This is a genomic window from Acinetobacter calcoaceticus ANC 3811, assembly GCF_000399665.1.
GTDB lineage: Bacteria > Pseudomonadota > Gammaproteobacteria > Pseudomonadales > Moraxellaceae > Acinetobacter > Acinetobacter calcoaceticus_B.
The window spans coordinates 2,584,945-2,607,408 of sequence record NZ_KB976986.1 but is presented as its reverse complement, the minus strand read 5'-3'; the positions used below and the strand labels follow the sequence as shown (position 1 = coordinate 2,607,408).

The window sequence follows — 22,464 nt, the reverse complement described above, 5'->3', positions numbered from 1 at the left end:
TGCTCCCTAATGAGATGAACGAGGTTCGAATGAAGCGAAGGCTTCAGCCAGTTGCTGATAGGCTTGTTTTTCTTTTTCAGAATGTGCTGGGGGGAATACAATATTTAAAATTAAATAGAGATGGCCTGGCGTTTTATTTGGTATCCCTTTGTCTTTTAAACGTAGCTGTTGTCCTTGTTTTGCGTTGTGAGGTAAATTGACGTTTAAAGGTCCAGCTGGTGTTTTTACTTCAATACTCTGACCTAACGCAGCTTCCCACGGAGCTACATCTACAGTCAAATATACATCACTGCCTTCAACATGAACGCGGTCTGTGTCTTTATACTGAATTTCAATATAAAGATCGCCGTTGGCACCGCCATTGATACCACTTTGCCCTTGTCCACTTAAGCGGATTTGCTGACCTTCTTTCATACCTTTTGGTATTTTGACTTGAAGGGTTTTGCGCTGAACTTCAGGCTCGCCATAAGCATTCACGGTCGGAATTTGTAGGGTAATCTGTTGCGTTGATCCCTGATAGGCAATATCAAGATCGACTTCTATGCTGGCATGTTGGTCTTCACCGCGATAACTACGCTGTTGTCTCTGGTGTTGCTGCTGACCACCACCAAATCCTGCACCAAAGCGCCCAAATAAATCTTCAAAACCGCTAAAGTCTGCTTGTTCACCACCTGTAAAACCTTGGCGATAAAACTGTGCTCCATCAAAACCACCTTGCGCAGCGCCCTGACCAAAGTTATTGAAACCTTGAGGGTGGTCTAACATTTGGTCATATTCAGCTTTTTTTTCGGCATTGCTTAAGGTGTCATAGGCAACATTAATAGCCTGCATCTTTTCTTCTGCATCTTTTTCTTTGCTAATGTCAGGATGATATTTACGAGCTAATTTTCGATAAGCTTTTTTAATTTCATCAGCAGAGGCTTTGCGTGTAACCCCTAATTCTTCATAATAATTTTTTGCCATAATGTTTTATCACGATGATGTAGGTTTATTTCATTATGAAACGATTTTTAAAGTTTTCAATAAGCTAGATTGTATAAGAGTTGTTCTATTCCAAAATAAAATTGAGAGGAAGAGGCATAGATAAATGAGGTATATACCTCTCCTGATTTAGATGAAACTTTGATATAAGCCGTAAAGGGCAATAAGTAAAAGTAATAAACCGCATAGGCCTAATATTTTTGGATATAAATGACTGTTAGAAAGGCGACGGAAGAATATATAAACCAAAGATAATGTCAGGAAGTCTAAAACGATCCATGTCAGAGTGAGGATGGTTAGACTTAAATTTAATTGGGGCGTAATAGAGACAAATTGCGGAAAGAAAGCCGAGAAAAATATAATATCTTTAGGGTTTGAAATACCGACGAGAAAGCCTTTTTTAAAGCCGCCATTTTGTGCTGAAACTGTTTGTATCGCTTCTGGGTGAGGGGCTTGAATCACTTCTTTAAGAATACTGAAACCTAAATAACCAATATATAGACAGCCTAAAATCCGAATGATATTAAGATAACTATCGTTAACACTGAGCACTCCCTTTAAAACAAGCACTGAAATAAAAATTAAGACAAGAGATGCTAAATTTGTACCAAAAATGGTTTCAAGCGCTTTTTTATACCCTCCTTTAAGTCCAGCGCTTGCAACTAAAATCATGACAGGCCCAGGGGTAGCAATCATGATAACTACGCTAAAAATAAAGAGAAAATAATCAAAATAATTCATGGCTTTTTGAGTGTCTTATTTATTAGGCTATAAAGTAGCCTTATATTATCCTATCTAAAATAAGATATTGAAAATGATCATCAAAAGTACAGACAAATAAAAAGGCGGTATATCCGCCTTTTTATAAATTTTGAAGATTAACTCAAATGCTCACCAAATAACGCTAAAGCTTCTTCAGCAGTAAAGGTGTATTGAGTATTACAGAACTGGCAATCCATACGAATCGGGTTCTGTTCTTCTAACGTTTCATGAACAGCATCTACACCAATTTGAATAAGCGCATGTGCACAGCGTTCTTTTGAACATGTACAGCCAAATTTTAATGCTTCAATTTCTGGTAAACGAACTTCTTCTTCGTTATATAAACGATATAAGATTTCATTTGCATCTAAATTGGTGAGCTCTTCAGCTTTTAATGTTTCAGTCAACATGGTCAAGCGTGGCCATAAATCTTCATCGACCAATTTTTGCTCTTCTTCATTGTGACGTGGTAAAAGCTGAATGAGTAAACCACCAGAGCGTTTGGTCGTACTCGCTAACACAATGCGAGTTGGAATTTGTGCAGACAAATCGTAATACTGCATGAGGCAACCAGCTAAGGTTACTTGGTCAAGCGGCACAATCCCTTGATAACGCTCGCCAAATTCCGGTTCAATATTAATAAACAAAACTGGATTAACTAAAGCGCCGAGAACTGTGCTGCTGTCTGTTGCTTCAATGAAGCGTGGATCCGTTTCGTAATCCGCTAGAGCACGAACTTCACCTAAATGATTACATTCAGCCATTGCCCACTTAAAGGTGCCGCTAGCCTGGATTTGCAAGCTGATACGGCCTTTGATTTTTAGTGTACTTGCAAGTAATGCAGTCGCACTCAACATTTCACCTAGCAGAATTTTAACCGCAGGCATATAGTCACGTTGAGCTAAGATAGTTTGTAGTGCCTCTTCTAGATGAACTACTTCCCCACGAACTGGAAAGTTCTCAATATAAAAGCGTTGGCGTAAATCAGACATAATATTCTCCAGGGCCCTAAGCAGAGTATAACTATTTCGTTTTAATCAAGCTTAGGAAATGCAGCGAAGCCGCAAGCGGGACAGGGGCAGCTTTGTGCCCATTGTCCAATTATTTAGGCAATGTGAATAAGTCCTTAATATAGCCATTTTTTGAAATCTCAAGTTATTCTAGATGATCTCGTGTAATGTCGATGCGATTTGGTTGTAAATGACGCTTTAAATTCACATCGTGTTTTGATGTGGCCTGTTGCTGCGCATCACTTTCAAACAAATGCTCAAGTTCGGCTAAGGCATTACGATGTGTTTCAAAGATCTTCTGTTCATCAGTATAAATACTTTGCTGCTGTATGAGCAATTTCTCATCATAATCCCGAAAAATTTCGATATTGTTATAGGCCTGTTCATCAGAGATACCTAGTTCTCGCAAGGCGCGATAAGCCATACCTAATGAAGATAAATACGTCTCACGCCAAATGTATTCCACGCCTAAATCTCTTAAAAGATGTACATGGTGGCGGTCACGAGCACGAGCCAACAGCTTTAAATTTGGATAGTTTAATCTGAGATGGCGTGCGACATTCATTGAATCTTCAACATCATCAATCGCTAGAATAAATACTTTGGCTTTTTCAATACCCGCAGAACGCAGTAAATCTGGTTGGGTCACATCACCATAATAAAGCTTACCGCCGTATCGACGAACAAAGTCCACTTGATGAAGATTGTTGTCGATTGCGGTAAAGCCCAAATGTTGCAGGCGGGCAATACGCGCGATAATTTGTCCAAATCGACCAAAACCAGCAATGATAATCGGGTTATCTTGCTGAGGAATTTCATCATATTCAGGTGGACGTTCTTTATTAAACAGAGGAATGACCTTGGTTGCCATAAGCCAGTAAATCACTGGTGTGAGTACCATCGACAACGTCACAATAAGGGTTACTGGCTCTAATAGAGCTTCCGTTAAAATCTTCTCACTTTTTGCAAGGCTCAAAATTACAAAAGCAAATTCACCACCTTGTGCCAAGCAAGTACCCAATAGCAAACTGTTATTCCAACTGTATTTTTTATAGCGGGCAATGGCAGTCAATATTAGTGTTTTGATGAGTAATAAGCCGACTGCTCCACCAATAATGAGCCAAGGCATTTCAATGAGTAGTGACAGCTGAGTAGTCATACCCACGGTCATAAAGAATAAGCCAAGCAGTAAACCTTTAAATGGTGCAATACTCGCTTCAACTTCGTGACGAAATTCTGAATCTGCTAATAATACACCTGTAAGGAACGCGCCTAATGTGGTGCTAATTCCTAAGGTATCCATAAGCAAGACAACGGCAAGAATAATAAATAATCCTACTGCTGTAATAAGTTCAGTCGCGCCACTTTTGGCAACAAAGCGGAAGAATGGACGCATCACATAGCGACTAAACAGAAACAGGCCCGTAAAGGTTGCAATAATAGCCGCAAAATAAGCAATCCCATGATGGGTTGATTCTGTTCCTGCCAATAATGGAATGATGGCAAGTAAGGGAATCGCTGCTATATCTTGAAAGAGCAAAATCGAAAAAGACTGCTGACCATAAGTCGTGTTGAGCTGCTGCTTTTCAGTCAGAAGCTGTAATACAAAAGCGGTAGAAGATAGCGCAAGGGCAAAACCAATGACAAAGCTGACAGAAAGCTGCTGCTTAAAGAGTAATAGTATGATCAGCATAAGTACGCCACCGCTAATGAGGACTTGCAGACTTCCCATTACAAAAATAGAGTCACGCATTTCCCACAACCGCTGTGGTCTTAGTTCTAAACCAATCAGGAACATCAATAAAATGACACCGAATTCGGCAAGTTCCATAATCGCTTCAGGGTCATGTGCAATATTTAAAACACTAGGACCTAGAAGAATGCCTGTAAATAAATAACCTAAAACTGTTGCTATCCCTAGGCGTTTGCCAAGAGGGACTAAAATCAGAGAAGCTCCAAGAAAGATTGTTGCTTGCAGTAGGAATGACATTCATTGCCTCGAATGTATTAGTCTTTTTTAAGTGTAAAGCCAAAAAGGCTTCTTCACACCATGATATTCAAATCATCTAATTAAATTCTTGCGGATCGACATCAATTGATAGCCTGAGTTGATGCTGTCTTGGGGCATGAACCAATTGAGACCACCATTGTCTTAAGTAAAAATGTAGGCGAGCACGATCGGCAGATAAAATCACCATGTGGGCACGGTAGCGTCCCGCTTTACGTTCCATCGGCGCTGGAATAGGCCCCCAAATATCCACAATCTCACCAGCCACTTGACGAAGTTGCTCGGCAGCTTCATTTAAAAATTGTAAGGTATAGTCACGATCTTTGGATTCTGCACGTATCAGTACTGCATAGCGATAAGGCGGCAGCAAAGCAACTTTACGTTCAGCCAGCGTTTGTTTGGCAACCGCGCGATAATCTTTTTCGATGAGTGTGGTTAGTAGTGGATGATCAGGCCTTAAGGTTTGTAAATAAACATGGCCTTTGTGTTCACCACGACCTGCACGACCAGCGACTTGCACAATCAGCTGCGCCGTACGTTCTGGCGCACGGATGTCTACACTGAGTAAACCTGCATCAATATCTAAAATGGCAACTAATGTGACATGTGGAAAATGATGGCCTTTTGCCAACATTTGAGTGCCGAGTAAAATTGTTGGTTTGTTTTGATGAATACGATCATAAATTTTTTGCCAGCTTCCGACACGACTGGTACTGTCACGATCGACCCGAATTACATCATGATCTGGAAATAGTTCTTGTAAGTGCTCTTCAACTTTAGCTGTTCCTGCACCTAAAGTTTTTAAGCTTTTTTGCTGACATTCAGGGCAATGATCGGGTAGGCGATGAATGGTTCCGCAGTGGTGGCAATGTAAATAAGAATAAGGCTGAGTATGCAAAGTAAAATGTGCATCACAATGTGGACAATTTGCTTGCCAACCACAGCTTTCACAAACCAGTACAGGTGCATAGCCACGACGGTTTAAAAAGATTAAAACCTGTTCTTTTCTAGCTAATGTATGTTTGATTTGTTCAATAAGGGGCTGGCTAATTCCATGCTGTTTTTTAACAATTTTAAGGTCTATCAAATGCATTTTAGGCAAAAGTGCATGTCCAGCACGTTTGTTGAGTTGCAGTCCAGTTAATTTGCCAGTTTCAACCAAATAATAACTATCAATACTTGGTGTTGCGGACCCTAAAATAACAGGGCAGCTTTGCAAGTGGCCGCGATACAGTGCGACATCACGCGCATGGTAGCGGAAGCCTTCTTGTTGCTTATAAGACAGATCATGTTCTTCATCTAAAATGATGAGGCCCAAACGTGGCAGAGGTGTATAGATGGCAGAGCGTGTTCCTAAAATAATAGAGGCTTTTCCGGTCTGTGCCTGTTGCCATGCTTGCAGGCGTTTAGAGTCATTTAAGCCAGAGTGTAATAAAGCAATGTCGCAGTTAAAACGAGACTTAAAACGGGAAATAGTTTGAGGGGTTAGACCAATTTCAGGTACTAACACCAGTACTTGTTTACCTTGTTTTAGTACCTCATGCATGATGTGCAAATAAACTTCAGTTTTACCGCTACCTGTTAAACCATCTAGCAAAAATGCTTGGTATTGATGCTGGGCTTTAATGACATGTTGAGTCGCTTGCTTTTGATCTTCATTTAGCGTGAGCGGCATTTGTGCCAATTGAACAGGGGTAGGGCTAAAGTCGTGTGGTTCGAGCGTACAATCTACCAGCCCTTTCTTTTGAAGCGCTTTAAGCGTTGCTGTTTCTACACCACTTAAATTTAGAATATTTTCTGTAGTTCCAGCAGGATGTAATTTCAAAATCTGATAGGCATCTTGTTGCTTCACCGAGCGTTTAAGCAGAGTTTCGACATCGTCACAGGGAGTGATTTTCCATAGATGGAATAAAACATCCATCGGTTTACCCTGACGCAATAAAGCTGGAATAGCCGTTTGCATGACCTCACCAATTGGAAATTGGTAATATTGTGCGGACCATGTCAATAAACTTAAAAGTTGTTCATCTAAAATAGGTTCTTCATCTAAAAGTTCAGAAATGGCTTTAAGCTGAAATTTGCCCGTAAATGGCTCATGTGGATTTACTTTTTCAGTAATGATGCCGATCAGGTTTTGGCGTCCAAATGAAATGGCGACGCGTGAGCCTACGTGAGCCCGTTCATATTGTGCTTCGGTGAGTGTATAGTCAAAAGTGTCGTACAGATGCACAGGTACGGCTACACGCACACGATAAACAACTGAATCAGGCTTTGGCGTTATGGTCATAGAGGCTCATTTCGTCAATTTTAAAAAACGGCATAGCGTCGTGAAGAGGACTTGGGTATTCTACACAGGCTATAGAACGAATATGAATGATTGCGTAGCATAGATGCAACAGCAGCGACTATTATTTTTGGAAAATTAGAACATTACCATGCCTGCATATCAATTTACTGCCATTGATGCTTCAGGGAAGCAGCAAAAAGGAGTGCTTGAGGGAGACTCAGCACGCCAGATTCGCCAACAATTACGCGATAAAGCATGGACACCAATTAGCGTTGACCCTGTTGAACAAAAAGATAAACATCAGAGTCAGGGGTTATTTCAAAAAAAGTTCAGTGCTTATGATTTGGCACTCATGACCAGACAGCTTTCTGTTTTGGTTGCAGCCGCAATTCCTCTAGAAGAAGCATTGCGTGCCGTGAGTAGGCAAAGTGAAAAACCGCATGTGCAAAACCTTTTATTATCTGTCCGTTCTCGCGTTTTAGAAGGGCATTCTCTCGCACAAGGGATGCAACAATCTGGACGGTTTCCTGACCTCTATATTGCAACGGTCGCCGCAGGTGAACGTTCGGGGCATTTAGATCTAATTTTAGATCAGCTCTCGGATTACACCGAAAACCGTTCTGCAATGCAAAAGAAAGTTCAGGGTGCAATGATTTACCCGATCATTTTAATGCTGATGTCTTTTGGTATTGTGATGGGCTTAATGACTTATGTTGTGCCAGAGATTGTAAAAACATTTGACCAAAGTAAAGATGCTCTACCGTGGATTACAGTTGCTTTAATGAAAGCCAGTGATTTTATTCGGCATGCTTGGGTGTTTATTATTATTTTTGCAGTTGTGGGAGTGGTCGCATTCGTAAGATTTTTAAAAACCACTGCTGGGCATTACGCTTTTGATCGATTAACACTCAAATTGCCATTATTCGGTAAACTGTCACGTGGTATTAATTCTGCACGATTTGCCAGTACCTTATCTATTTTGACGCGTTCCGGCGTGCCTTTGGTGGATGCCTTAAAAATTGGTGCAGCAGTGACTAGTAACTGGGTCATACGTGATTCAATTGCCCATGCAGCTGAGCGTGTGACAGAAGGTGGTAACTTGAGTACACAGCTTGAGCGTAGTGGTTATTTTCCACCAATGATGGTACAAATGATTCGAAGTGGTGAGGCATCAGGCGAACTGGACCGCATGTTAGAACGTGCATCGACCATGCAAGACCGTGAGGTTACAACATTTATTTCAACCTTACTGGCATTACTTGAACCACTTATGCTGGTTCTAATGGCAAGCATCGTACTGGTTATTGTAATCGCGGTTATGCTACCAATCGTAAATATGAACAATATGATTTAATAACTTTGATATTAGAGATAATGATGAAAGTAAAAAATATTCAAAGCGAAACAGCGATGGAACAACATAGTGAATCTGCGGTTTCAAATCAGTTTGAGCCAACGTGCCATTCCGAGCATAGCTCTGCATCAGATGTTTGCTCCTCAAGCGTAGCTTTCGGACTTGCGGCACGTTCGAGCGGTGCTCGAATGAAACGTGCCTCAGGCTTTACGCTCATTGAAGTCATGGTCGTGATTGTAATTTTAGGCGTGTTAGCAGCGTTAATCGTACCAAATGTCATGGGGCGTAGTGAAAAAGCTAAAATTGATACTACCCAAATTACATTAAAAGGTGTGGCAGGTGCTTTAGATCAGTACAAGCTTGATAACGGACACTTCCCAACCATGCAAGAAGGTGGACTAGATGCTTTAGTTAATCAACCTGCAACAGCGAAAAACTGGATGCCGGGTGGCTATGTAAAAGGTGGTTATCCTAAAGACAGCTGGAAAAATGATGTTCAATATGTCATTCCAGGGGCTGATGGTCGCGCTTTTGATTTGTACTCATTTGGAGCAGATGGTAAAGATGGTGGTGAAGGTAATGACGCGGATATTTATTATCAACCTTAATTGAAAATATAATAGAGATTATCAATTCAGTTAAAAAGACAACCCGATAAATTCGAATTGATAATCTCTCTCAAGCAGAAAAATATAATAAATACATGAAAAATATAAATTAAAATTAATAATCATATTTGAGATTTATAATAAGAATTATTCCCATATTTAATAGTTACAAGAAAGTTAAAATGTAGAGAAAAATAAGCTATATATTTAAAAGAAAGCTTTGCATAATAAATAAAAAGCACTTTATTCCATTAAAAAGGAGAGATTAAATGAAAGCATTTCTCATATTAGATGAACTGACTCAGTTCCATTGGGTAATGCTCAAGTCTGTCCTGTTGATTTTGGGCTTATTGCCAATCGCTGAAGTTTTCTTAAAGCTATGGCTGAGTACAGAGGGAAGTAGCCAAATTATGATTGGTTTCTTCGCATTAAGTATTGTCAGTGCATGGTTGATGGTGAGCTTTTTTACTGCATTAAAAGCGAGTGTCTGGCAAGCTAAACAAATATCTACTCAATATGAGCAATTACTTTTTAAAGCTTATCGTTATGTACCCATGGTCTTTTTATCGAGTTTAGTTGCTTATTTATCTTTGCAATTATCGATCGCTTTTTAATGATGTTTTAAAACTAAATTTTTAGAAAAACGTAGACTAAATATCTACGTTTTATTGTTTTAAACAGGTTCTACCAATAGTGCAGTGATTTTACGGACGACAGGCAAGACTAAGAGTAGCGTTGGAAAAGCAATTAGCCAAGAAATTGCCCATGCAGACATCCATACATAAAGGGAAAATTCTTCTAATCCTAAACTTCTTAAAGTGCTGACCATGGACACTACAAAAGTCATAATGATCGATAGAAGAAAGGGTAAAACAATAGCTGCATAGCGACTTGGAAGTTTCTTAAAATTATAGAAAGTTTTTTGGTTTTGCATTTTGACTCCGTAAACAAACAAACGCCTGTACCATTCAAAGTATCAAAATATTTTGAACAAATAGCTTCATGCATTGTTAGGGGTATGTTGGAACGTTGATTAACGTAAACGTTTACGGCTTTTTAATCAGCGGATTTAATTTAACATGAAATTTTCAAACTAAAAATAAAGTAATATTTTATTTTTGAATATTATATGTTTTTAGTTTAAGAGTTTAACAATATGAGAAAAAGTAAATGGAACAAATCGAGTGGAATGATTTTTTAAAAGTAGAGCTTCGCGTTGGTAAAATTATTGAAGCTGAAGTTTTCGAAAAGGCACGTAAACCTGCCTATATTCTGCATGTAGATTTTGGTGAAGAATTGGGTATCCGTAAATCAAGTGCTCAAATTACCAAGCTCTATGAACCACAAGATTTGATTGGTAAGTTAGTTGTTGCTGTAGTGAATTTCCCTAAAAAACAAATCGGACCTATCCAGTCAGAATGTTTGGTGACAGGGTTTCATAATGCAGAGGGTGATGTAGCACTTTGTATCCCAGAGTTTGAAGTGCCTCTGGGTACAAAGTTATTGTAATTTAGCGGCGGGATTTAAAAGAAACGTCAACTTTACGTGGACGGTACACCCAACCTAAGATCAGCAGTAATACTGCAAATCCTAACACTGGATAATCACCTAAACGGTTATAAAGGGTTTGACCTTGCATGGCAGGTAAATCGCCTCTTAAGACAAACTCTTTATCGAGCGGTGCTTGTTCAGTGATATGACCATTTTGATCAATAAACGCTGTTACGCCTGTGTTGGTTGCACGAATAAACCAGCGGCCATTTTCTTTAGCGCGCATCTGTACCATTTGTAAATGTTGCCACGGCCCAGCAGTACCCGTAAACCAAGCGTCATTAGATACAGTCACTAAAAAGTCGCTGCCTTCTGCATTGCGTCGGGTAAGGTTCGGATAAGCCACTTCATAACAAATCGCAGCAGCAAGCGCATGCCCTTTAATCATGAGTGGTTTCTGGTTGCTCTCGCCACGTGAAAAACCACTCATGCTAATATCATTTTGCATGGCTGGTAATACCCATGAGAGTAAGCCTGATAGTGGAATATATTCACCAAACGGAACAAGGCGCTGCTTTTTATAGAGACCGCTTGAATCGCTACCAGAAGCCATAATACTGTTGTAATACAGTGGGCTACCGACTTCATGAGATTTGGTAACATCCCAGTAAGGAACACCAGTTACCCATGCAGTGTGGTTCTTTTTAGCTTGTGCATCCATTGCATCCAAAAACGGTTCAATATCAGTTTGGAAGAGCGGAATTGAAGATTCAGGCCATACAATCAGGTCACGGCCCCATTCAGATTGAGTCAAACCTGCATAAATTTCTAATGTTCTAACTTGATATTCAGTCAGCCATTTTAAATCTTGTGGAATGTTACCTTGAATGAGCGAAACGCTAAGTGGCTTAGCGGCTTTAGGTTTTACAAACTGTATATATGATGCTCCCCATGCGCCCAAAACTAATAGGGCAGACGGGATAACCCAGAAAATACGCTTGCGCAGAACTTCAACTAAAGCACATGCTAATACAATGACGACGAAGGAAATTGCATAGATACCAAATAATGGTGCATAACCATCGAGTAAACGTTCAGTAAAAGCGTAACCTACAAACAACCATGGGAAACCTGTAAATACCCAAGTTTTTGCCCACTCGAAAACAATCCAGAGCGGTGCAAAAGTCAGGGGTGTTTCAGGGAAGAAACGTCGGTACACCCAAGTCTGAAGTGCGGTAAATAAGCCCATAAGCAGGGCCATAATAGCAATCATACCCACGCTTAGAAAAGCATTGGTATCGCCATATACATGGATGGAAGTGTAGAGCCAAAAAGCCCCCACAAACCATAAACCAAAGCCATAGCTCCAGCCAATAGCAAATGCTTGTTTGGCCGAACGTTTATGTAGCGATGCATAGAGTAGGGCTGGAGATAAAATTGCCAACCACCACCAATAATAAGGTGCCAGTGAAAAACTGAATACGGCACCTGAAAATAAAGCAATGAGTAAAGGAAAAATTAAAGGAAGCTGTTTTTGTTGTTGCGATGAATCTAACAGCTTTTCAAAGTATGCTCTCATTGACGTACAGCTCGAATCAGATGAATAGTGCGGGCATCTGCTTCAACGATTGTAAATAACCAATTTCCAAGCTCAACAGTTTGACCTTGTAAATCACTTACTAGACCAATCTCTTGAAGCAATAAACCGCCGACAGTTTCTACTTCATCGTCAGAAAAATCAGCATCTAAAACAGTATTGAAATGTTCGATTGGTGTAAGTGCTTGCACCATCCATGCATTTGCTACTGTGTGGTCATTGTCAGGAACAATGTACTGAGCATCTTCATCAGCAGTGTCATGTTCATCTTCAATTTCGCCAACGATTTCTTCAAGAATATCTTCGAGCGTAACAAGACCCGCTGTTGAACCATATTCATCAATCACAATGGCAATGTGAGTCTGAGTATGTTTCAACATGCGTAGAACCTGATCGGAACGCGCACTTTCTGGAACAAATAACGGTTGACGCATAAGAACTCGAATATCGACTTTGGTATTCGGTTCGGTTAGAAATGGCAGTAAATCTTTTGCGAGCAAAATCCCGACAACATTATCAGGCTGATCAGAAGAAAAGACTGGAAAGCGTGAGTGAGCAGACTCGACCAGTACATCAAGAATATCAAGTAACTGGTCATCTTCTTGCAAACTGATCATTGCTGTTCGTGGTGTCATGACTTCACGAATTTTTGTAGCTGGAAGGTCAAGAACACCTTCAAGCATGGCAACAGTATCTGGTTCTAAAAAGCGACGTGAATTTTGGACTAATTTTAATAATTCATCACGGGTTTCTGGTGCTGTGCCTAACCATTTTCGTAAGCCGCGCATTCCCCACGACGGACTTGGTTCCTCTTGCATGATCTTTCCTAAAGACTCAATCTATCAAATGAATACTTTGAATCATACCGAAGAAAACATGCTTATGCATCTATAAAACAAGCTAAAAGACAAAACGTATATTGTTATGTAAAAGCCAGTTACAGTTAACAGCGCAGTAATTTGTTTATGCTAAAATGTGAAAATTCTATTTGTTCGAGTTTGTTATGTCAGAGCAACCCATTTCACCTACTGTACAACTCAATACGCGTGGTTTACGTTGTCCGGAACCTGTCATGATGTTGCATCAAGCCATCCGTAAATCTAAATCTGGGGATGTGGTTGAGGTCTTCGCAACAGACAATTCGACTTCGTGGGATATTCCTAAGTTTTGTATGCATTTAGGCCATGAGTTGCTTTTGCAAGAAGAACGCTTAGATGAAAATGGTCATAAAGAATTTCATTACTTGGTGAAAAAGGGCTAAAGCAAATGTCCAAAGCTTTAGCATCATGGGCTTGAGTCTAATAAAAACTAAAACAATCAACATACCTCATTGCAGGACATAAAGATGAAAAGTACTCCTTTATGCTTAGGGTTTACCTTTTGTATTTTGTTCAGTTCAATTGCATGCGCAAAACCCTGTGAAATTCCTGTACAAACCATGAATGTCGCAGGTTTAAGAGTTGGACAAAATATACGTGAGTTTCAAAAGCTTCACCCTACAGTGAAACAAGTGGTGTTAGGAGGAAATAATTACCAACTAGAGTTTGCCGATGGAGTTGATCCACAGATCAAAAAAGCAGGCGTCAGTTGGGTTAATCATATTGCTTATGATCTAGATACTGAAGTAATCAATTCATTCAGTTTAAGTTTTCTTGATGGCCCTATGGCAAGTTATGAGACGGATTTAGATCTTTTTAAAAACAGAATTCTCAATACATTTAAGGTTCCCCAAAAAGGCTGGGTGCAAAAGAACAATAAATATATCTATCAATGTGATGATTATCGAATTGAGATTCATCAGGACTATGGTGCTGCACATACAGCCATTGGACCAACAGTTATGGTATTTAGTAAAAAATCGAAGATATTCTAATAAAAAAACTCCCCTCAAGTGAGGGGAGTTTTTTTAAGGAATTACATATTTGGGTAGTTTGGACCACCACCGCCTTCTGGCGTTACCCATGTGATGTTTTGAGATGGGTCTTTAATGTCACAAGTCTTACAGTGAACACAGTTTGCTGCATTAATCTGGAAGCGTTTAGAGCCATCATTATCTTCCATGATTTCATAAACACCAGCAGGGCAGTAGCGCTGTGCAGGCTCATCCCATTTCGGTAAGTTTACGTTCACTGGAATTGACGGATCAGTAAGCTTCAAGTGAGCTGGCTGATTTTCTTCATGTACAGTGTTTGAGATAAATACAGAAGATAAACGGTCAAATGTAAGTTTGCCATCCGGTTTTGGATAGTTTGGCTTAAAGCTAGTTGCATCAACAGTTTTCAATGCAGCGAAGTCTTGCTTCAAGTCATGTAAAGTGAATGGCACTTTAAAGACGTTTTGGTCGATAAAGTTAAATGCACCACCAATCCATTGACCAAATTTATGCATTGCTGGGCCAAAGTTACGGGTGTTATATAACTCTTCTTTTAACCAAGAATTATTATATTTTTCAGTGTATGAAGTTAATTCTTTAGTGAATAAATCTTCACCTTCAGTAACACGTGCAATCGCAAGGTCACCGCCTTTTTCTACACCGGCAGCAATCGCTTCAAATACAGCTTCACCACATAACATGCCTGATTTCATGGCAGTGTGTGAGCCTTTGATTTTAGCCATATTCAGGAAGCCAGCATCATCACCAATTAAGCAGCCGCCTGGGAATGTCAATTTAGGTAATGAGTTGAAACCGCCTTTCACTACAGCACGTGCACCGTAAGAAATACGTTTACCACCTTCTAAATGCTGTTTAATCAGTGGATGAGTTTTCCAACGCTGCATTTCCATAAATGGATACATGTGTGGATTTTCATAAGATAGATCAATAATCATACCCAAGCTAACTTGGTTATTTTCAATATGATATAAGAACCAACCACCAGAAGAACCAGTTTCAGCCAATGGCCAGCCTGCACCATGCATGACCAAGCCTTCTTTATGTTTTGCTGGGTCAATTTCCCAAAGCTCTTTAATCCCGATACCGTAGTGTTGTGGATCAACATCTTTATCAAGGTTGTATTTCGCAATGAGGCGTTTACCTAAGTGACCACGGCAACCTTCAGCAAAGAGAGTGTATTTAGCGTGAAGTTCATAGCCCGGAGTAAAGTTATGCGTTGGCTCGCCATCTTTACCAATACCCATGTCGCCAGTTTGAATACCTTTTACAGTACCGTCTTCATGGTAAAGCACTTCAGATGCAGCAAAGCCAGGGAAGATAGAAACTTCTAGTTCTTCAGCTTTTTGACCTAACCAGCGAACCACATTGCCGAGTGAAACCGCATAATTGCCGTCATTGTGCAATGTCTTCGGTACCATCCAGTGAGGTACTTCTTTTGAGGTAGTGTCTGAAAGTAAGAAGAAAGTTTTGTCTTCAGTGACTGGTACATTAAGAGGCGCGCCTTCTTCTTTCCAGTTCGGGAAAAGTTCATTGATGGCACGTGGCTCAAGCACAGCACCAGACAAGATATGCGCACCTACTTCAGAGCCTTTTTCAACTACACAAACAGAAAGATCAGGTAAGTTATTTTCAATCGCTAATTGACGGATCTTAATCGCAGCAGACAGACCGGCAGGTCCTGCACCTACGATGACAACGTCAAACTCCATCGATTCACGTTCGATGTGTTCCATGTAGGACTCCTCAATACTTAAAGGTGGCAACCGTCATATTCAGAAATTCGGTGCTGCCGTGAGTGTTTTAATCCATAGGCGCAAATATGCTATTGTGCCTTTTATCGTTTTGGCTAGTATAGTTTTAAACCATGATCTAGCCAATTGGCTGAGTCGTCATATTTTTTCGTCAGCAAGGCATAAACTATGGTAAATCAAAATAATTCCCCATCGGATATGGGAAAAATACCGTTATCTGATGATAAAAACTTAATGAACATTGCACAATACTTAAAAGGTGTACAGCAAAGTCACAAAAGGTCAATTCCACCTTTAGAGCAGTGGCATCCAAAGCATTGCGGCAAAATGGATTTGACGGTTAAAGCCAATGGAGAATGGTGGCACGAAGGTCAATTAATTAAGCGCCAAGCCCTATTAGATCTATTTACCAAAGTCCTATGGAAAGAAGAAGGGAAATTCTACCTGAAAACCCCCGTAGAACAAATTGAAATTGAGGTTGAAGATGAACCTTTATTAGTCAATCAGGTCGATCAAGTTGAAATTTCAGGTGATCAATTTTTACAACTGACCACGACCAATCAAGATGTGATTTTGGTTGATGCAGAACATCCAATTTTTATGCGTGAATATGCAGGGGAGTTACGTCCTTATGTGCATGTGCGTTTTGGAATTAATGCGCTTATTCAACGCCAGTCTTTTTATCACTTAGTGAACTATGGAACACTCATCGAAAAAGAGAATGGTGAAACCGTTTTAGAGTTAAAAAGTGGTAATTTGCTCTTGCAATTAGGCACTTGAGGTTTAAGCTTTAGGAAGTGAAATTTTCTGACACTTCAGTACAGCTATGACCGCCATACAGCCTCTATTTACCGATCTAGAACCTATGCCTAAAGCATCAGCAGATGCCCCAATTGGTATTTTTGATTCGGGAATTGGCGGAATGTCAGTTGCAGCGGAAATTGCCAGATATTTGCCGAATGAACGTATTGTGTATTATGCCGACACAGCCTACGTTCCTTATGGTCCACGCTCTGATGACGAAATTAGAGAACTCACGGCTCGCGCAGTCGATTGGTTATATCGCCAAGGTTGCAAAATTGCGGTGGTTGCCTGTAATACAGCTTCAGCATTTAGTCTTGACCATTTACGTGAGCATTATGGCGAACACTTTCCAATCGTTGGTTTAGTTCCAGCATTAAAACCTGCCGTATTACAGACACGTTCTAAAGTGGTTGCCGTGTTGGCAACACCTGCTACTTTTCGTGGGCAGCTCATTAAAGATGTTGTCGAGAAGTTTGCTGTTCCAGCGGGTGTTAAAGTGATGACGTTAACTAACCTTGAACTTGTTCCTTGTGTAGAAGCGGGACAGCAAATGGGTGAGACTTGTTTAAACGCATTAAAAGAGGTTTTACAGCCTGCCGCTGAGCAAGGTGCAGACTATTTAGTGCTCGGTTGTACGCATTATCCTTTCTTAAATGAGGCAATTCATCATCTTTTTGATAACCAATTCACACTGGTTGACTCAGGGGTAGCCGTTGCTCGACAAACAGCCCGTATTTTAATAAAAAATGCGTTATTATGTGACCAAATAGGTCAGAATGTTGCACGTATTGAATGTTATGTCAGCGGTAATAATGCCGAGGCATTGCAACCAGTTTTACAACATATGATTCCACAAGAGTTAACTTGGACACTTCATAATCTGAACTGATCTTTTAGCATCATTTAGAAAATAGTGTTTTTTTATATTTATTATTTTATTTGGGGCGGTTCATGATCTTGGCTGATTTTAAGTCACATACAGATCGTGGGGCGAAAGGGTATTGTTATGCTCGATACACGCTATCAGATTTTTATTTCAACGTCTGGCCGCGATATGCAGCCAGAGAGAATGGTTTTGTCTCAAACCTTGGTGGGGATGGGTTTCTTTGCTTGGGGACTAGAACATCGAACACCTTTAACAACCACACTTGCACGTCGACAAATTGATGAATGTGATTATGTAATCTTACTTCTAGGAAGTCAGTATGGAGAACAATCGATTTCTGGTGTGAGTTATCTGTCTTTAGAATATGAATACGCGTTAAGTCAGGCTAAACCTATTATTGTGTTCATGCATGAACAGCCTGAAAGTCGTGAAATAGATTTACAAGAAACACATCCACAACTTAAAGATAAATTTCTCGCATTTAGAAAAAAGTTATTACACGAAGCAAAGCATATTTTTTACTTTAAAACTCCACGCGAATTGGAGTTGGCTGTCCGTTTAAATATACCTTTAATGGTTGAGCAACATATGGGACAAGGCTGGGTTCCTGCTCATCAAGCTCAGCAGTTAGAAGATGAAATTAGACTCTTAAGAAGTAAAATTTTGCATTTAGAACAGCGAGTAACCGAGCCATCAACTCAGTTAAAGGAAGTTGAACCACAAGATATTTTTGCATTTGAATATCAGATTCAAGCATTTCAGGATGGCAACTTTAAAGAGCTTAAACGACAACGACAAATGACATGGTCTCAGTTGTTGAGCGTGCTGGCAAAGCGCTTTGAAACAGCTGTGCCAGAAGAAAATTTTGGAATTTGTCTGAATGAATATTTAAATCAGGCAGGCTTAGAAGATGCCCGTCAGGAATTACCTCGTGCACATGCGGTAGCTTGTGCCCAGATTAATCACAAGGCACTGTTTCGAATTAAAAATCAAATGCAATCACAAGGCTGGATTGTCCCAACGCAAACTGAACAATCATATGGCCTATGGAAACTAACCACCAAAGCTCAAAAGATATTGCTGAGTTATAAATGGAACCATCGAGGCGTTCGATTAAAAGCTTAGAGCGATTCAATTTATATATGACACTGAAAACTGTTACATTAGTGTCATAAGATGAACTGAAAGGCATTTACTCATGTCGTTTGAACAAAAACCGAAAGTTACTGTCATTTTAGCGAATTTAGGCACACCAGATGAGGCGACTGTGCCTGCGGTGCGCCGTTTTTTAAAACAGTTTTTATCTGATTCACGTGTGATTGAAATACCGAAACTGATCTGGTGGATTATTTTAAATCTGTTTGTTTTACCTTTTCGCCCGAAAAGAGTGGCGCATGCCTATGCTTCAGTATGGTCAGCAGACTCGCCAATGCGCGAAATTGTGTTTGAACAAGCCAAACGTGTACAGGCTTATTTAGAACAAGAAAATAAACAGTTTGATTTAACCGTTTTACCCGCAATGACTTACGGTAATCCGGGTATTGATAAAGTTTTAGAAAAATTGACGGTTAACCCACAAGAACATGTCATTTTATTGCCTTTATTTCCTCAATATTCTGCAACGTCTACAGCGCCGTTATATGATGCATTTGCCAAGTGGATTCCAGCTCAGCGGAACTTGCCGGGTCTGACCATCATTAAAGACTATTATCAGCATCCTATGTTTATTCAAGCATTGGCAGAAAGCGTTTTAGCCTACCAAGAGCAGCATGGTAAACCTGAAAAACTGTTGATGTCATTTCACGGGATTCCACAGCCGTATGCAGATAAAGGCGACCCTTATGCAGATCGTTGTCGTATTACAGCAAAGTTAGTCGCTGAAGCCTTACATTTAAAAGATGATGAATGGGCAATTAGCTTCCAGTCACGTTTTGGAAAACAAGAATGGGTTAAGCCTTATACAGACCAGCTTTTACAAGATTGGGCGAAGCAAGGTGTTAAGTCTGTTCAGGTAGTAAGTCCAGCTTTTTCTGCCGATTGTTTAGAAACACTTGAAGAGTTAGCCATTCAAAATGCAGAATTGTTTCAAGAAGCAGGTGGTGGTAGCTATGCTTATATTCCAGCTCTAAACAGCGATCAAGCTCATATTGATTTGCTTGCAGGTTTAGTTCAGGCTAATCTTGATGCCCTTACCCATACCTTAGCCCACCGTTAATTGCGTTTTAGCCAGAGGTTCTTATGCTGCAAGTCAAAATTGTTCCCGTTACTGCATTTGCTCAAAATTGTTCCCTTGTTTGGGACAGTGAAACGAAAGAAGCAGTTTTGATTGATGCAGGTGGCGATGCTGCTGTTTTGAAAAAAGAAGTTGAAGCCTTAGGTCTAAAAGTGAAGGCTCTGTGGCTCACTCATGGGCATTTAGATCATGCAGGAGCGGTAGGCGAGCTTGCCAAAGAATGGAGCGTTCCGGTTATTGGTCCACACAAAGAAGATCAGTTCTGGCTAGATATGATTCAGGAAGTATCAGCACGTTATGGCTTTCCGATTCCACAACCTGTCAAAGTCGATCAATGGCTTGAAGGTGGTGAAGTACTAAAACTGGGTGAAGATGAGTTTGAAGTACGCTTTGCACCGGGACATACACCAGGACATGTGGTTTTCTATAATAAAAACCATGGCTTACTTTGGACAGGCGATGTTCTGTTTAAAGGTTCGATTGGGCGAACAGACTTCCCACGTGGTAACCATGAGCAGTTGATTGAATCGATTAAACGTGAATGTTTTAGTTTGCCAGATGATACTCAGTTTATTTCTGGACATGGTCCAATGAGTACCATTGGCTATGAAAAGCAATTTAACCCGTTTGTTGCGGGTAAAGCAGGTTAATCCTCATAATCATCTTCATTTTGACTACCCTTGTTTTGCTGAGGAGCATCTTGGGTAGGCAATTTATATTCATCGTTTGCCCAAGCGCCTAAATCAATTAATTTACAACGTTCAGAACAAAATGGACGAAATTCATTGCCTTCCCAAACACTTGGTTCACCACAACGTGGGCAGGGAAATGTACGTGGCATAAAGCGATATCCTCAAAGTGAAGAGAAATAGATTAGGCAAAAGTCAGGTGACTTGTTAGACTTATGCCGATTTTTATTTAGTTTGATGTGATTATGCCGATTCGTCAATTTCAAGCACAACGTATGCAAGCGCCTCGCGATTTTACCCCGATTGAAAACACCCCGATTTGTGTAGAAATTGGAGCGGGTAAGGGTAAACATGCTTTGCTATTTAGTGGGCAACAGCCACAGCACACGTTGTATGCAATTGAACGAACCCGAGAAAAATACTTAGCAATGCAAAAACAGCATGGTTTGGAGCCAAGAGATAACTTGGTGCCTGTACATGCAGATGCTTTACCTTGGGTAGTGCATGCTTTGCACTCTGCTCAAGTTGAACATTTCTTTATTCTCTACCCAAATCCAGAACCACATAATCCAGCACAGCGCTGGTTGAATATGCCATTTTTTGAGTTCTTAATCTCGCGTCTGCAAACAGATGGAACCATTACTCTGGCAAGTAATATTCCTGAATATATTGAAGAAGCAGAGCAGCAGTTATTAAATGTATGGAAGCTGCCTTACAAAAAAGAAAAAATTGCTCAAACATCTGCACGTACCCATTTTGAGATTAAGTATTTAGAACGCGGTGAGCTTTGTCAGCAGCTCATTATGACCAAGCCTGAAGGTTATAAAACTCGATTTGATGAGTTTGCGCCATTACAAGGTCAAACACATGGCGAATAAGCGGGTTGCCATTATTGGGGCAGGCCCAGCAGGTCTTATGGCTGCTGAGGTGCTAAGCCAATACGCTTATGAAATTGATGTATATGAACAAAAGCCTTCAGCCGCACGTAAGTTTCTTATGGCAGGTAAAACTGGGTTAAACATCTCGCATGCTGAACCTTTAGCACAGTTTATTGAACGTTATGACCATGCAGAATGGCTCAAACCATGGGTTGAAAAATGGGATGCTGTCTGGATTCAAAACTGGATGAAAAGTCTAGGAATTGAATCTTATGTGGGCACCTCAGGTCGCATTTTTCCTGTCGAAATGAAAGCGGCTCCTTTACTGCGTGCTTGGCTAAAACGTTTGGCAGAGCAACAAGTTAAATTCTTTTATCGACATCGTTGTATTGATTTGCAAGGTACTTCGGTGACTTTAGAAAACCAAAATAATCAAAGCACTGAAACTTTTACCCAGCAATACGATGCGGTTGTATTGGCCTGCGGTGCGGTGTCGTGGTCACAATTAGGTAGTGATGGTGCATGGCAGCAATGGATGGATCAATTCAGTATTGAACCTTTTCAGCCAAGTAATGCAGGGGTATTGCACACTTGGTCAGCTTTTATGGAAAGCTGTTTTGGTGAACCTTTAAAGCGTATTAATGCGTGGGTTGAGCCTAGCCAAGTTACTCATGGCGATATTGTGATTACTCACTATGGTTTAGAAAGTGGTGTCATTTATAAACTTGGACGAGCTTTACGAGAACAACAAAAACAAGGGAAAAGCTTAAATTTGTTTTTAGATTTATTGCCTGATGTAGAGCTTACACAGTTAGTTAAAAAATTAGAAAGTGGTAAAAAACAATCGCTCACCAATATCTGGCGTAAAGCAGGTTTAGACACGGCCAAAATTAACTTAATTAGAGAAGTGGTTGATAAAGCGTTATGGAGCCAACCAGAGACTATGGCCCAGCAAATTAAAGCACTTCAAATCAAGTTGGAGGGCTTCAGACCCATCGAAGAGGCGATTAGCTGTGCTGGTGGTATTAAGCAAAAAGCATTAACTGAACATTTGAGCCTCAAACAAATCTCAGGTGTGTTTTGCTGTGGTGAAATGCTGGATTGGGATGCCCCTACGGGCGGATACTTACTTACTGCATGCTTTGCCACAGGGCGAGCGGCTGGTGAAGGTGTACATTCATTCTTAGAAAAATAACAACTAATTTGGCGCTATGTTTGATATGTGAAAAGT

The 22,464-nt window shown here is 40.3% G+C and carries 23 protein-coding genes; 13 read left to right on the top strand and 10 right to left on the bottom strand.

Translation table 11 applies throughout. The annotated features are described in order from the left end of the window. Positions 1 to 6: 6 nt before the first annotated feature. The 5 genes from F935_RS13495 to F935_RS13475 all read right to left on the bottom strand — a co-directional run bounded on the left by F935_RS13495 (position 7) and on the right by F935_RS13475 (position 7,048). Positions 7 to 963 carry a DnaJ C-terminal domain-containing protein gene (locus tag F935_RS13495; RefSeq protein WP_016139410.1) on the bottom strand — a complete coding sequence of 319 codons (957 nt, stop codon included), beginning with the start codon at positions 961 to 963 and terminating at the stop codon, positions 7 to 9. A 147-nt stretch (positions 964 to 1,110) separates the two neighbouring features. After that, a complete protein-coding gene (locus tag F935_RS13490) occupies positions 1,111 to 1,722 on the bottom strand; it encodes a LysE family translocator (protein ID WP_004794957.1) in 612 nt (203 codons plus the stop codon). 137 nt (positions 1,723 to 1,859) lie between these two features. Next, a complete protein-coding gene (gene hslO / locus F935_RS13485; protein WP_016139409.1) occupies positions 1,860 to 2,735 on the bottom strand; it encodes an Hsp33 family molecular chaperone HslO in 876 nt (291 codons plus the stop codon). A gap of 163 nt (positions 2,736 to 2,898) precedes the next feature. Next, a complete protein-coding gene (locus F935_RS13480) occupies positions 2,899 to 4,743 on the bottom strand; it encodes a monovalent cation:proton antiporter-2 (CPA2) family protein (protein WP_016139408.1) in 1,845 nt (614 codons plus the stop codon). Positions 4,744 to 4,819: 76 nt separating this feature from the next. After that, the gene (locus F935_RS13475; protein ID WP_016139407.1) at positions 4,820 to 7,048 is read right to left on the bottom strand and encodes a primosomal protein N'; all 2,229 of its coding nucleotides are present in this window, start codon (positions 7,046 to 7,048) and stop codon (positions 4,820 to 4,822) included. Between the two features lie 148 nt (positions 7,049 to 7,196). Between F935_RS13475 and gspF the strand changes: the two genes are divergently transcribed. From gspF to F935_RS13460, 3 genes are all read left to right on the top strand, one after another. Further along, positions 7,197 to 8,402 (top strand): type II secretion system inner membrane protein GspF, encoded by a 1,206-nt coding sequence (gene gspF, locus F935_RS13470; protein ID WP_016139406.1) that lies wholly within the window; start codon positions 7,197 to 7,199, stop codon positions 8,400 to 8,402. A gap of 23 nt (positions 8,403 to 8,425) precedes the next feature. Next, the gene (gene gspG / locus F935_RS13465; protein ID WP_016139405.1) at positions 8,426 to 9,010 is read left to right on the top strand and encodes a type II secretion system major pseudopilin GspG; all 585 of its coding nucleotides are present in this window, start codon (positions 8,426 to 8,428) and stop codon (positions 9,008 to 9,010) included. Between the two features lie 269 nt (positions 9,011 to 9,279). Beyond that, positions 9,280 to 9,624, top strand: coding sequence for a hypothetical protein (locus F935_RS13460; RefSeq protein ID WP_016139404.1), 345 nt, complete (start codon positions 9,280 to 9,282; stop codon positions 9,622 to 9,624). Positions 9,625 to 9,683: 59 nt separating this feature from the next. On the opposite strand, the gene F935_RS13455 is transcribed toward F935_RS13460, so the two are convergent. After that, positions 9,684 to 9,944, bottom strand: coding sequence for a DUF2798 domain-containing protein (locus F935_RS13455; RefSeq protein WP_016139403.1), 261 nt, complete (start codon positions 9,942 to 9,944; stop codon positions 9,684 to 9,686). A gap of 236 nt (positions 9,945 to 10,180) precedes the next feature. Here F935_RS13455 and F935_RS13450 point away from each other — a divergent pair, with 236 nt between their 5' ends. Then, positions 10,181 to 10,519, top strand: coding sequence for a tRNA-binding protein (locus F935_RS13450; RefSeq protein ID WP_016139402.1), 339 nt, complete (start codon positions 10,181 to 10,183; stop codon positions 10,517 to 10,519). A 1-nt stretch (position 10,520) separates the two neighbouring features. Here F935_RS13450 and lnt read toward each other — a convergent pair whose 3' ends face one another. Further along, entirely contained in the window at positions 10,521 to 12,080 is a 1,560-nt protein-coding gene (gene lnt, locus F935_RS13445; protein WP_016139401.1) for an apolipoprotein N-acyltransferase, read from the bottom strand. Continuing rightward, a complete protein-coding gene (locus tag F935_RS13440; protein WP_004794939.1) occupies positions 12,077 to 12,916 on the bottom strand; it encodes an HlyC/CorC family transporter in 840 nt (279 codons plus the stop codon). The genes lnt and F935_RS13440 overlap by 4 nt, the downstream gene beginning before the upstream one ends. Positions 12,917 to 13,101: 185 nt before the next feature. Here F935_RS13440 and tusA point away from each other — a divergent pair, with 185 nt between their 5' ends. Both tusA and F935_RS13430 read left to right on the top strand, forming a co-directional pair. Beyond that, positions 13,102 to 13,359, top strand: a complete 258-nt coding sequence (tusA, locus tag F935_RS13435) for a sulfurtransferase TusA (protein WP_002053527.1) — start codon at positions 13,102 to 13,104, stop codon at positions 13,357 to 13,359. Positions 13,360 to 13,443: 84 nt separating this feature from the next. Beyond that, complete coding sequence (locus F935_RS13430; protein WP_016139400.1) at positions 13,444 to 13,971, top strand: hypothetical protein; 528 nt, start codon at positions 13,444 to 13,446, stop codon at positions 13,969 to 13,971. A gap of 41 nt (positions 13,972 to 14,012) precedes the next feature. Here F935_RS13430 and F935_RS13425 read toward each other — a convergent pair whose 3' ends face one another. Continuing rightward, positions 14,013 to 15,725: an electron transfer flavoprotein-ubiquinone oxidoreductase gene (locus F935_RS13425; RefSeq protein ID WP_016139399.1), complete on the bottom strand. Its 1,713-nt coding sequence runs from the start codon at positions 15,723 to 15,725 to the stop codon at positions 14,013 to 14,015. A gap of 186 nt (positions 15,726 to 15,911) precedes the next feature. Here F935_RS13425 and F935_RS13420 point away from each other — a divergent pair, with 186 nt between their 5' ends. The 5 genes from F935_RS13420 (at position 15,912) to F935_RS13400 (ending at position 20,316) form a co-directional block, all read left to right on the top strand. Then, positions 15,912 to 16,523 (top strand): DUF1285 domain-containing protein, encoded by a 612-nt coding sequence (locus F935_RS13420; protein WP_004794931.1) that lies wholly within the window; start codon positions 15,912 to 15,914, stop codon positions 16,521 to 16,523. A 46-nt stretch (positions 16,524 to 16,569) separates the two neighbouring features. Continuing rightward, positions 16,570 to 17,436: a glutamate racemase gene (murI, locus tag F935_RS13415; RefSeq protein WP_016139398.1), complete on the top strand. Its 867-nt coding sequence runs from the start codon at positions 16,570 to 16,572 to the stop codon at positions 17,434 to 17,436. A 117-nt stretch (positions 17,437 to 17,553) separates the two neighbouring features. Further along, positions 17,554 to 18,558: a DUF4062 domain-containing protein gene (locus F935_RS13410; protein WP_016139397.1), complete on the top strand. Its 1,005-nt coding sequence runs from the start codon at positions 17,554 to 17,556 to the stop codon at positions 18,556 to 18,558. Positions 18,559 to 18,631: 73 nt separating this feature from the next. Beyond that, a complete protein-coding gene (gene hemH, locus F935_RS13405) occupies positions 18,632 to 19,648 on the top strand; it encodes a ferrochelatase (RefSeq protein WP_016139396.1) in 1,017 nt (338 codons plus the stop codon). Between the two features lie 23 nt (positions 19,649 to 19,671). Then, positions 19,672 to 20,316: an MBL fold metallo-hydrolase gene (locus F935_RS13400; RefSeq protein WP_004794923.1), complete on the top strand. Its 645-nt coding sequence runs from the start codon at positions 19,672 to 19,674 to the stop codon at positions 20,314 to 20,316. Here the strand turns inward: F935_RS13400 and F935_RS13395 are convergent. Next, positions 20,313 to 20,507, bottom strand: a complete 195-nt coding sequence (locus tag F935_RS13395) for a DNA gyrase inhibitor YacG (RefSeq protein WP_016139395.1) — start codon at positions 20,505 to 20,507, stop codon at positions 20,313 to 20,315. The genes F935_RS13400 and F935_RS13395 overlap by 4 nt on opposite strands. 87 nt (positions 20,508 to 20,594) lie before the next feature. On the opposite strand from F935_RS13395, the gene F935_RS13390 reads away from it, so the two are divergent. Next, positions 20,595 to 21,233, top strand: coding sequence for a class I SAM-dependent methyltransferase (locus F935_RS13390; RefSeq protein ID WP_080645612.1), 639 nt, complete (start codon positions 20,595 to 20,597; stop codon positions 21,231 to 21,233). After that, positions 21,223 to 22,428 (top strand): TIGR03862 family flavoprotein, encoded by a 1,206-nt coding sequence (locus F935_RS13385; protein ID WP_016139393.1) that lies wholly within the window; start codon positions 21,223 to 21,225, stop codon positions 22,426 to 22,428. The genes F935_RS13390 and F935_RS13385 overlap by 11 nt, the downstream gene beginning before the upstream one ends. Positions 22,429 to 22,464: the final 36 nt, after the last annotated feature.